This is a genomic window from Streptomyces sp. GbtcB7 (genome assembly GCF_019091445.1).
GTDB lineage: Bacteria > Actinomycetota > Actinomycetes > Streptomycetales > Streptomycetaceae > Streptomyces > Streptomyces mirabilis.
Genome location: NZ_JAGXJM010000091.1, coordinates 1 through 10,210, shown reverse-complemented (window position 1 = coordinate 10,210; position 10,210 = coordinate 1). Strand labels below are relative to the sequence as shown.

Annotated in this window: 14 protein-coding genes and 3 pseudogenes; 5 read left to right on the top strand and 12 right to left on the bottom strand. The window is 69.0% G+C overall.

From position 1 onward, the window contains the following. The coding region (locus KVT44_RS54900) for a DNA-directed RNA polymerase subunit alpha C-terminal domain-containing protein (RefSeq protein WP_302832263.1) at window positions 1-181 on the top strand (181 nt) is incomplete at its 5' end. 297 nt (window positions 182-478) lie between these two features. After that, window positions 479-780, top strand: a pseudogene (gene merB / locus KVT44_RS59665) (organomercurial lyase); the annotation flags it as partial. An 85-nt stretch (window positions 781-865) separates the two neighbouring features. Here merB and KVT44_RS54890 read toward each other — a convergent pair. From KVT44_RS54890 to KVT44_RS54880, 3 genes are all read right to left on the bottom strand, one after another. Next, the gene (locus KVT44_RS54890; protein WP_217576672.1) at window positions 866-1,030 is read right to left on the bottom strand and encodes a hypothetical protein; all 165 of its coding nucleotides are present in this window, start codon (window positions 1,028-1,030) and stop codon (window positions 866-868) included. A 63-nt stretch (window positions 1,031-1,093) separates the two neighbouring features. Further along, a complete protein-coding gene (locus tag KVT44_RS54885; RefSeq protein WP_217576670.1) occupies window positions 1,094-1,336 on the bottom strand; it encodes a hypothetical protein in 243 nt (80 codons plus the stop codon). After that, window positions 1,290-1,454, bottom strand: coding sequence for a winged helix-turn-helix transcriptional regulator (locus tag KVT44_RS54880; RefSeq protein ID WP_308314420.1), 165 nt, complete (start codon window positions 1,452-1,454; stop codon window positions 1,290-1,292). Before KVT44_RS54880 ends, KVT44_RS54885 begins: the two co-directional genes overlap by 47 nt. A gap of 56 nt (window positions 1,455-1,510) precedes the next feature. Here KVT44_RS54880 and KVT44_RS54875 point away from each other — a divergent pair. Then, window positions 1,511-1,903, top strand: a pseudogene (locus tag KVT44_RS54875) (transposase); the annotation flags it as partial. A 425-nt stretch (window positions 1,904-2,328) separates the two neighbouring features. Here KVT44_RS54875 and KVT44_RS54870 read toward each other — a convergent pair. Next, a complete protein-coding gene (locus tag KVT44_RS54870; protein ID WP_217576662.1) occupies window positions 2,329-3,507 on the bottom strand; it encodes a serine/threonine-protein kinase in 1,179 nt (392 codons plus the stop codon). Between the two features lie 1,017 nt (window positions 3,508-4,524). Between KVT44_RS54870 and KVT44_RS54865 the strand changes: the two genes are divergently transcribed. Together KVT44_RS54865 and KVT44_RS60935 are read left to right on the top strand one after the other, a co-directional pair. Beyond that, window positions 4,525-4,881, top strand: a complete 357-nt coding sequence (locus tag KVT44_RS54865) for a hypothetical protein (protein ID WP_217576660.1) — start codon at window positions 4,525-4,527, stop codon at window positions 4,879-4,881. A 509-nt stretch (window positions 4,882-5,390) separates the two neighbouring features. Next, window positions 5,391-5,474: pseudogene (locus KVT44_RS60935) on the top strand (glyoxalase); the annotation flags it as partial. A gap of 767 nt (window positions 5,475-6,241) precedes the next feature. Here KVT44_RS60935 and KVT44_RS54850 read toward each other — a convergent pair. The 8 genes from KVT44_RS54850 to KVT44_RS54815 all read right to left on the bottom strand — a co-directional run. Continuing rightward, window positions 6,242-6,379: a hypothetical protein gene (locus tag KVT44_RS54850; RefSeq protein ID WP_217576658.1), complete on the bottom strand. Its 138-nt coding sequence runs from the start codon at window positions 6,377-6,379 to the stop codon at window positions 6,242-6,244. Continuing rightward, complete coding sequence (locus tag KVT44_RS54845; protein WP_254651205.1) at window positions 6,376-6,768, bottom strand: transcriptional regulator; 393 nt, start codon at window positions 6,766-6,768, stop codon at window positions 6,376-6,378. The genes KVT44_RS54850 and KVT44_RS54845 overlap by 4 nt, the downstream gene beginning before the upstream one ends. Then, the gene (locus KVT44_RS54840) at window positions 6,765-7,259 is read right to left on the bottom strand and encodes a hypothetical protein (RefSeq protein WP_217576656.1); all 495 of its coding nucleotides are present in this window, start codon (window positions 7,257-7,259) and stop codon (window positions 6,765-6,767) included. The genes KVT44_RS54845 and KVT44_RS54840 overlap by 4 nt, the downstream gene beginning before the upstream one ends. A gap of 64 nt (window positions 7,260-7,323) precedes the next feature. Beyond that, window positions 7,324-7,476, bottom strand: coding sequence for a hypothetical protein (locus tag KVT44_RS54835; RefSeq protein WP_254651204.1), 153 nt, complete (start codon window positions 7,474-7,476; stop codon window positions 7,324-7,326). 118 nt (window positions 7,477-7,594) lie between these two features. Continuing rightward, window positions 7,595-8,365, bottom strand: a complete 771-nt coding sequence (locus KVT44_RS54830; protein WP_217576654.1) for an SDR family NAD(P)-dependent oxidoreductase — start codon at window positions 8,363-8,365, stop codon at window positions 7,595-7,597. After that, on the bottom strand, window positions 8,362-9,129 hold the full coding sequence (locus KVT44_RS54825; RefSeq protein WP_217576652.1) for a VOC family protein: 768 nt from the start codon (window positions 9,127-9,129) through the stop codon (window positions 8,362-8,364). Before KVT44_RS54825 ends, KVT44_RS54830 begins: the two co-directional genes overlap by 4 nt. 50 nt (window positions 9,130-9,179) lie before the next feature. Then, complete coding sequence (locus KVT44_RS54820) at window positions 9,180-9,935, bottom strand: SDR family oxidoreductase (RefSeq protein ID WP_217576650.1); 756 nt, start codon at window positions 9,933-9,935, stop codon at window positions 9,180-9,182. A 29-nt stretch (window positions 9,936-9,964) separates the two neighbouring features. Continuing rightward, on the bottom strand, window positions 9,965-10,210 hold a 246-nt coding region (locus KVT44_RS54815), incomplete at its 5' end, for an SDR family NAD(P)-dependent oxidoreductase (protein ID WP_217576648.1).

Here is a 10,210-nt window from a genome sequence, read left to right as displayed (position 1 = left end):
CGACCTCCTGGACATCCGCAACTTCGGTGCGAAGTCCATCGACGAGGTCAAGGCGAAGCTGGCCGGCATGGGCCTGGGCCTCAAGGACAGCCCGCCCGGATTCGACCCGACCGCCGCTGCCGACGCCTTCGGCGCGAACGACGATGCGGACGCGGGTTTCGTGGAGACCGAGCAATACTGAACGCGGCGCTGCACCGGTCATAGAGACACTTCGCTCGGGGGGCAGGAGAACCGCCACACTGTTCCCTGCCCTCTGGGCGACCTCGGCCGGGTCCGCGCCCGCGCACAAAACCTGGCGAAGGCAGCCGACGACAGAGCGGCCCAGCTCCGGCGCTCCACGTACAACCCGCTGCTCGGCCAGTCGGCGGTCACCGGCTTCTGGGCTTGCCTGCTGTGCCCGTCACCCCGGTTGGTCTGGCGCAAGGCGGCCCCGGCCGGGGTTTCCCCGCCGTCCTCGGCCACACCGCCCAGGCCACCATCCCCATGCCGGGCCACCGGGGACCCGGTCCGCCTCACCGCGACGCCCGACGGACCCACGAACGTGGAGCCGGCCACGGCCGTGGTCTCCATCGTCACCCCCGACGCGCGACCACGGTCCGTGTGTCCTTCTGCAACCAGGTCCACTTCTTCGCTGGCGTCGGCGCGGGCGCCGACGCGGCCAAGGGCTGGCTGGACCAGCATCCCGGCGCCCGGGTCCTGCCCGTCGCCGACGCCTACGACGTCGAACGCCCCCTCATCGAGCAGATCCGCTCCGGCACCGCCGAGACCGGCTGCTGCTGAACGCGGCCGGAGTGGTAAGAGCGGGCGGTGACAGCAGCCTGCCGGCCCTGCGCGAGCGACTCGTGGACCGGGACCTCTGCCGGGATCAGGTGTCCTGCCCGACCGTACGGGGGAACGCGCGCAGCAGGCGCAGGAAGCGGGAGCGGGCGGGAGCGGGAGCGGTGAGCGCGAAACCGAGTGCGGACGCGCGGAATGCGGTCGGCTTCATGGTGAAGTGGGCCCAGGCGGGCGCGGGGCCGGTGGCGGTCACGTCCGGCGGCCGTGCGCCCAGGCCGTCCTCCAGGCGCCATCCGTCCTCGCCGCCCTCGATGACCTAGCGGCCGTCCGGCCCGAAGTCCAGCTGCCGGCAGGCGGGTTCGCGGTCGTGCCCGGTGTGTGCGATGGCCTCGACGTTCGCGCGGAGCAGATGCTCGATGCACAGCGGTTCCCCGGGACGGGGCGGGCGCCAAGCGTGCCGCATCCCCGACCAGCTGAGCGCGTCCACCACCGGCCCGAGTTCCGCCCCCGCCTCAGTGAGTTGGTACCAAATCGCGCCGCCCGCCGACCCGCTCGGCACGCAGCACTCCACTCTCCTCCAGCTCACGCAGCCACCGGGTGAGGATCTTGGGGGTGACGCCGCCCAGCCAGGCCATCAGATCCGTGAACCGCTTGGGGTCGCCGATCAGATCGCGCACCACGAGCAGGCTCCACCGGTCGCCGACCTGGTCGAGTCCACCAGCGCGCCTGCCGACCACGCACCGACGCACTCGCCGTGCTTGTCGTCCGGTCTCCGCACCTGCTTCACAGAGGCGAGTGAGCCGGCCCCGAACTCTGTCTCGGAGACCAGCGTTCAGTGGCGCCGAGAGCCGAGCACGACATCCTCCAGCAGTCCCGCGTAGAGCAGGACACCGACCTCTGGCGCCGCCGCTACGGACACCGCGCCGGCGTCGAGGGCACCATCTCGCACGGTGTCCAGTCTTTCGGCCTGCGCAGATCCCGCTACGGCAGCCTCACTAAAACCCGGCTGCAACACCACTTCACCGGCGCCGCGATCAACCTCGCCCGCCTCGACGCCTGGCTCACTGGCAGACCACTCGCCCGTACCCGCATCTCCCCCTTCGCAGCACTCCGCCCCCCTGGATGAGATCCAGCGGGGCGGAATTGACCAACAGCGTCCGGATGTCGGTCGGGGCCCTCGCCGTGCCTGATCGCGAGGCACCGCACATTCCATCAACTGGACCTCCAAACAGTCTCACCGCATACGCACGGAGAAGCTGGTGGCGTTCCGGCCTGCGGGGGCTCTCGACGACGGCCGAACGGCGTCGTCGAGACCTGCTCCGTGGTCATGCGGCCCGGCGACGTGTGGTGATGTCCAGGATCGGTAGGTGACTGCACCGTGCGAGGCATCCCGCCGGCGGTCATGCGCTGTTGTCCTTGCTCTTCGAACCCGGCCGGGCCGTAGGACGGGGCCTCTCTTCTCCGGCGCACAGCACGAGCAGCCGGGCCGGACAGCAAACCCACTCCACACTCAAGCAGCTCAGAGGGCGGCTTCGGGCCTCCGATGGCGCCTCAGTCGGATCCCTTCCCCTTGCCGTGCTTGCCCTTGCCGTCGTGGTCCTCGCCGTCCTCGTGGACCTCCGTCGGCGGTGCCGTGGTGGATGGCGCCGCAGTCGCCGGGGGCTCGCTGACAGGTACGGATGTGACGGTCGTCGTAGGCGACGTAGGCGCCGACGGGCCGTCGTTACCTGAGTTCAGGGAGGCTCCGATGGCGGCGGCAGAACCGAACAGGACCACGGCGGCGATGCCCAGCGCTGCTTTCGGCGTAAGCCTACGGTGGCCGTGCGGATGGGAGTGTGCAGCGCGCGGATCCGCTGGAGGCGGCGGTGCTGGTGCGAGGGCAACCGGCGCGGGCATGGGGGCAGTGCTCTGCGGTTCGGCGAGGGCTGGAGTCTGCTGCGGCGCGTGGAGCCAGTTGGCTGCCTGCTCGGCGCTGGGTCGGTGCGGGGGGTCCTTGGCAAGCAGGTGCAGCAGGTAGTCGGAGAGGGGCTGGAGTATCTCGGGGCGCAGCTGGGCGGGCGGCAGCGGGGCGGCGTCGACGTGCTGTTGCACGACGGCGATCGAGGTGGTGCCTTGGAACGGGGGTCGGCCGGTGAGCAGTTCGTACAGTACGCAGCCGAGCGAGTAGACGTCCGAGGCGGGCTGCGCTGGATGCCCCAGGGCCCGTTCGGGCGCCAGGTAGTCGGCGGTGCCAATGATCTTGCCGGTGGCGGTCAGGGTGCTGGCGGCGTCGTCCGCGAAACGGGCGATGCCGAAGTCGGTGATCTTTACGGTGCGGTCCGTGGAAATCATGACGTTGGCGGGCTTGATGTCCCGGTGGATCACTCCCTGGCGGTGAGCTGCGGACAGGCCCGCCGCCACCTGTGCTGCGATGACGGCCGCCTCATGCGGAGCCAGGGCGCCGCGCATCGACCGCTCCTGGGCCAGGCTCCAGCCGTCGACGAGCTCCATGACCAGGTAGAGCCGGCCGTGGTGGGAGCCGAAGTCGTACACGCCCACGACGTTCGGATGGTTGAGACGGGCCGCGGTCTGTGCCTCCAGCCGGAATCGCTCGATGTCCGTCGCCTCGTCCGCTCTCAGGAGCTTGACCGCGACGGGACGCCCGAGAACCTGGTCAGCAGCTCGCCACACCTCGCCCATCGCGCCGCGTCCCAGCAGCTCATCCAGTTGATAGCGGTCTGCCAGCAGCACCTTCACACCCACCCCGAATCATGACGACAACGGCACACTGCGCAGGCCCGAATTCTCATGACTGATGGTCATTTGGGCAGCGGCGCGCCCAGACTACCGGCGCGACGACGCGAGACCGTCCAAGCGAAGGTCTCACGGGGCAGGCAGACGACGGGGGGACGCATCTGCCTGCCCCACTGCGCGAACACTCGCCGGAAAAGCGGGAGCGAGTATCACGGGACCTGACACAGCAGGCCCACCCCCTACAGCGCACGAAGTGGCAACAGCGTCACACCCACGGCAAACCTGAAGGATCACGAGTGCCGTCGCCAGACCGGCGGTTGAACGCATCGGGAGCGGGGCCAGTGGGACGGCCTTCAAAGCTCCGGTCCTGCAGAGCGGGCTGCGATACGAAGGTCCTGGAGCCGTCTGCTCGCCCGGCCAGCCCGAACGCGTGATTCGAACAACCCGCAGCACCGCAGGTTCGCTCATCTGGCAGTTGATGCCGCCGGTCTGTCTCGACAGCCTGGGAGGACACCCATGCCCAGACCGGTCTCTCGCCTGCGCCTGGCCCTGCTGATCAACGCCTGGTGGGAGGGAAAGCCGAGTATAGACGGCCGGTCGGGATGTGGAGCGTGGCTGGTCGACGCGCTGGTGCGCAGCTTCGGTTTTCGCCGCGCCTGTCGCCGTCGTTCGGGTGCGCGGAAGCGGGCTGAACCCGGGATTCCCACCCCAGCCTCCACCGGATGACCGTCGGGCTGTCGGCGTCGCCCGAACAGCAGGCCAAACCCTATTTCAGGAGCAGCGCGTCGTTGGTAGGCCGCACGGTTGCGATTTAGGAAAGGTGCAGATTACGTGCCCATATTTGGGATATCTCGGGGGTGGTGTAACGCGGCGGCGGCCGCAGGCCGCTGACTTATACAGGCCCGCGCAACGACCTGTGCGCGTGATGCCGCAGGAAACTCTCCTGGGAAAGACAACCCAGGAGCCTGATGGCCGTACCCCGGCCTGTACAGTGATGCGCCAGATTGGATTCCCGTGAGCAATACCGAACCGACGCCCGGATACGGCGCCTACGACCAGCCCTCGGGGCGCCCACACCGTTACGAGCGGAGCCAGTCCACTGCCCGACGGATAGCCCTGACTGTCCACACAATCGCTGACATCGCCGCCGGTTTCCTGGGGCTGTGGATCCTGCTCCATCTGCTCGGAGCCAACGAAGCCAATGTCTTCGTCGAGTTCGTGCACGGAACGGCCGACTGGCTGGCCTGGTGGTCACAGGATATTTTCACTATGGACACGGAAAGCCTTCGCGTTCTCCTCAATTATGGTCTGCCGGCCCTGATTTATTTGTTGGTCGGTCACGGGATCGCTGCACGGCTCGGCCGCGCATGACCACATCCCCATGGCTAGAGAGTCCTGCCGACCAGACGCCCGATGCGGGTGAGCCACGATTGTGCTAGCGGTCACCAGGAATTTCGGGGTCCGATCCGGCGGGCCCGCAATACGACACCAAGAAGGGCCAGCCCTGTGACACCCAACTCCACCGGAAACGATCATCTGCCGGTCTACGAGAGTCTGGTACGTGAACGCGGTGACGTCGTAGCGGAAGCTCGTGCGGTGGCCGAACAGACGCAGCGTCAGGCAACGCAAGCGCTCAGCAGACACGACGGAGTTCCGCAGGCGCCCGGTCCTCAGTAAGGCGCTCCGTCCCGCCAGGCGGCCGGCACGCCGAACCGGTCCACAGGCCCAGCAGGTGCCGCACCGGGCTTTGGGCGATGCCACCAAGCGCCATCGGGACTGCCACGGCCGTCGACAACTCACCCACGGTTCACACCGACACCGGTCAGGCCCTCTCTGCCAGGGTCTGTTGTGAAAGTGCGTGCGCAGGCGGGCGTGCCGTGATCATGACGCTCACCTCGCCGTCCGCTCCGGCGGCGCAGGTCAGCTTCATGGCCAGCGATAAGACCGCGCTGGTCACGCCGGACACCATCGCGGCGGCGGGATGCACGACCGAGGCCGCCGCACCCCATACTCCCAGGGAGTCCTTCCCGCCGACGCGTTGGTCAGGCATGGTTCGGCGCCGGGTGAGGAAGGGGTTCGGCGTCCTGATCTGGTGGGTCGCCGAGGGGCGTGCGGTGGCGTCGGTGCTGGGGTTGTTGGAGGCGCGGGAGGCGGTTGCCCGTGAGCGGGTGGAGGTGCTGCGGGAGGAAGCGGCCCGAGCGGCTGCGGAGCTGGAAGCCGCCGAGGTCGAGCTGGATCGGCGGGTCATCGCGCACGAGGAACTCGTCGAGGCCCTGGCGGTGTCCGCCGAAGCGGCCGCTGACGTGGAAGAAGGCGAAGACGGGTCGGAAGTGGCGCCTTTCCCTGCGCGGGTGTCTGCTGCAGCCCAGGGGCCCGTGGTGCCGCGCCGGCGGGAGGGGCTGGCGGTGTCGGTGTTGTCGCTGGACAACCAGCAGATTCTGAAGGTGTTACGGGACCGGCCTGGGGCGGAGCCGTTGCGGGCCAGGAAGACTGCGGCCGTGCTGGGCATCGACGCCGCGGTGGCGGCGAAGGTTGAGGGGGTGCGCTCGAAGGCGAAACGCCTGGCCGAGCGGGGGTGGTTGTTTCAGAAGGCGTCGGGCGCGTTCAGTGCCGGCCGCTGGGGCGCGGAAGGAAGTGCCAAGGTTGCGAAATGACCCGATCCGTTACGCGGCAGGGCCGCCGGCCTGCGGCGGGCGGCCTACGGCGGGCGGCTTTGCTGTGTTCGGCTCCATCAGGACAGGAAGCCGGTCTCGAGGTTGGTGGCGGAGGGGCCATTGAGGACCGGCTCTGAGATGCCTCGCAGGTGCGGGTCGAAGATCGCCGCGTAGGTGCGGGTGATCCGCACCGACCGCTGGGCGAAGAGCGTCACACCGGGGGCTCGGGGACGCCCAGTCGGTCGGTCCGGTCGGCCGATTCAGCTTTCCGGGTCACCGTCGTCGGCTGCTGCCTGGCCGGCGGCGAGTTGAGCGGCGTTCTGCATCCAGGTGAGGTGTTCGGTGAACGCGGTGCGGCCCTCGGAGGTGGCCGGAACCATGTTCGTGGACGCCGTCCGATCGCGCCCTTGAGTACTTCGAGGTAGCCGGCGTCCTCCAGGATCCGGGACTGCTTGGACAGCACCGAATCGCTCACCCCCACGGTGTCCCGCACGACGGAGAACTCCACCCACTGCGGGCCGGTGGCGAGCAGTCCGCAGATCGACAACCGGGTCACCGGATGGATGATCTCGTCCAGTCGCCCGCGTCCTTCGGGTCTGGTCATCGCGATACCGCTCGCCCTTGCCGGATGTCGTGACGGATTGCCGCGTTCTGCCACAGCACAATGCCCACCGCCGCCCCCACCACGACGATGACCAGCGCGATCGCGAGCACGGTATACCCCCTTCCGCGCAGCACGTGCTCGCCGGCAACGGATGTCAGCGCCACAGCGAACGCGACCCACATGACGGGTCGGGCCGACGGGTAGGCCATGTTCCGGCCGCGGTACTTCACACCGGTGGTGCGAACCAGAAGGCGGCTCAGGCCTGTCTGGGTCAGGATCAACACCGGCAACGAGCTTTGGCCCACATTCTCGGAGATGTACCGCGGCTGCAGGAACGGCAGGGCCAGCACCGCAGCTGTCAGCAACGCGGTCGCCGCCAGATACCACCACGGAAGCCTCAGCCGCTGAGCTAACGCCGTCCGCACCCGGAGGTTGGTCAGGTTGAGGACATGCTCGCCAGGCGGCGGCCCATCCGCGTGATCACCGACCACTAGTTCACCGCCTCGCTGGTGGTGGTCAGGGTCTCGTAGTCCCGGCACAGACGCCTCGAATGCATCAACAGCTCAGGGTGCGCTCGACCACCCACCGCCTCGGCAGCACCACGAACCCCTGCATATCGTCGGTGCGCTTCACGATCTCCAGGGCCAGGGCAAGCTTTTGCCGAGCCCAGCCGATGAGGGAGCCGGTATAGCCGCCGTCGGCCCACACGAGGCAGATGTCCAGTACGCGGGCTGGGACCCCGGGGGACGGCACAGTCCGAACACGCTGGGCTTTGGGCCGCACGTAGGTGCCGAGCTTGTTGAGGAGTGCTCCGCCTGCGCGGTGTTCAGAGTTGGGTCTGGCCGCCGTTGACCTCGTAGACGGAGCCGGTGACGAAGGCGGCTTCGTCCGAGAGCAGGAAGCTCACCACGCCTGCGACCTCGTCGACCTGGCCCACGCGGCCCATCGCGGTTTTCGCGGCGATGGAGGCGCGGACCTCCGGCGGGAGCGCCCGTGCCGATGGGGCGTCGATCGGACCGGGTGCGACGGCGTTGATGCGGATGCCGCGCTGCGCGTATTCGACCGCGGCAGAGCGGGTGAGCCCGACGATGCCGTGCTTGGAGGCCGAGTACGCGGCCCGCCCGGCGTGGGCCATCACCCCGGCGGTGGAGGCCATGTTGAGGATGGTCCCACCGCCGGCTTCGAGCATGTGGGCGATCTCGGCCTTCATGCTGTGGAAGACGCCGGTCAGGTTGACGGTGATGACGTCGTTCCAGTCGTTTGGAGCGATGTCATGGACCTCGACCAGGCCGGGCGTGATGCCGGCGTTGTTGAAGGCGAGGTCGAGGGCGCCGTAGGTCGTGACGGTGAAAGCCACGAGCCGCTCGGTGTCGTCGAACGAGCGGACGTCCGCGGCGAACGCGGATGCGAGGTGTCCGGCGGCGCGGAGTTCCGCGGCGACGCGTTCGGCGGCCCCCGCGTCACGGTCGGCGACGACGATACGCGCGCCGTCCGCGGCGAGTCGCCTGGCGGCCGCTTCGCCGAGGCCGGATCCGGCGCCGGTGACCAGCCCGACCTTGCCGCTCTTGTCGCGTTTGTCGTGGGTGCTGGTGGTCATGCGGCGGCCTCCTCGGTGGTGAGCTGGACGAGTGTGAAGACGGCTCCCGCGGGGTCGAGGAAGACCGTGATCGTGCCGATCTCGATCGGCATCGGCGGCATGAGCCGGGTGCCGCCGTGTTCGGTGGCGGCCGTCGCGGCGGCCTCGATGTCGTCGACGGCGAAGTAGACGTCCCAGTACGCGGGGGTCTCGGCAGGCATGGCCGGCGGCCGTGGCAGGAGCCCGGAGAAAGATCTGCCGTGTGTCTGCCACTCGCGGCGGCCGAGGGGACCAGTCGGCTCCGTGAGCCCCCACCCGAACGCCTCGCGGTAGAACGCTGCGGACGTGTCGACGTCGTCGGTGATGAGTTCGCCCCATGCGAGGGTGCCGTGTGCGGGCCGCTTGGAGTGCCGTGAGGCGGGCGCGCGGAGTGCGACTCGTGTTCCGTTGGGGTCGATCACGACCGCGGTTTCGGCGGAGTCGCCGTCGGCCGGGGGCAGGACCGCGCCGTTGGCGTTGGAGACGGCGGTCAGTGCGGTGCCGAGGCCGTCGACGTCGAAGTGGATGAGCCATCCAGGGATCCCGTCGGCCACAGTGATGTCGGCGATGTCGGCCACCGGCGTGCCCGCGGCGGACGCGATCAGTCGACCGTTGGTCTCCGTGATGGCCCAGCCCAGCACGGCCCTGTAGAAGGAAGCGACGGTGTGCGGGTCGGCCGAGGCGAGGCTCGCCCATCTGGGCCCGACGGCGGTCGGAGACGCGTCGTCAGTCATGGTCGTAGTCATGGTGATGCTCCGTTCAGTGTGCTGCGGTCCACGCGGGGTTTTCGGCATGGTCACTGGAGTGCACCCCCGCTGATCAGGAGGCTCTGCCCGCTGATCCAGGCCGCGAGGCCGGAGGCGAGGTACTCGGCGGCGTCCGCGACGTCGTCGACGGTCCCCATCCGGCGGCCGATGCGCCCGGGCCGGGCGACGAACTGCCGGACCGGGTGGTTGGGGTCCGGCTCGGTGAACACGCCCGCGCCCTCGATCGCCGTGGGAAGGATCGTGTTGACGGTGACACCGCGGTCAGCGAGTTCCTGCGCCAGGACCTGTACGGCGTAGCGCGGTGCTGTCTTGCTCGACCCGTACAGTCCTTCGCCGCGGACCGGCACGGTCGTCGTGCTCGAACCGACGTAGATGATCCGGCCGCCGTTCGCGACGTGCCGCGCCGCCGCCTGGAGGGTGAAGAAGGTGCCCCGGGTGTTGATGGCGAAGAGACGGTCGAACTGCTCCTCGGTGACGTCGAGGAAATCGATGCCGATGATTTCGACACCCGCGTTGGCGACAGCGATGTCGATCCGCCCGAAACGCTCGGCGGCTTCGGCGAAGAGGCGCTCGATGTCAGGGACGACAGACATGTCGGCCTGTACGGCGATCGCCTCCGCGCCCAGATGCTCTATCTCTGCGACCGTCGCGTCGGCTGCCTTCGCGCTGGAGGCGTAGTTGACCACGATGTTCGCGCCGAGGCGTGCGTAGCGCAGGGCTATCGCCTTGCCGATGCCTCGGGCGGAGCCCGTAATCAGGGCCGTCTTGCCGGTCAGATCCCTCATCGGAATCGTTGCCCCTGCCGGTCTGCCGTTCACAGGCTCTGTCCGCCGGAGATCTCGATGCGCTGCGCGGTGACCCACCGGTTCGCCTCCGAGAGAAGGGCGGTCACCGCGCCCGCGATGTCGTCGGGTTCGCCCACGCGTCCCAGCGCGACCTGCGAGGTGAGGTAGTTCCGGACCTGTTCGTCGTGCATCATGCCGCCGCCGAAGTCGGTCGCGGTTGCCCCGGGCGCGCCGGTGTTCACGCGGATACCGCGGCTGCCGAGCTCCTTGGCCTG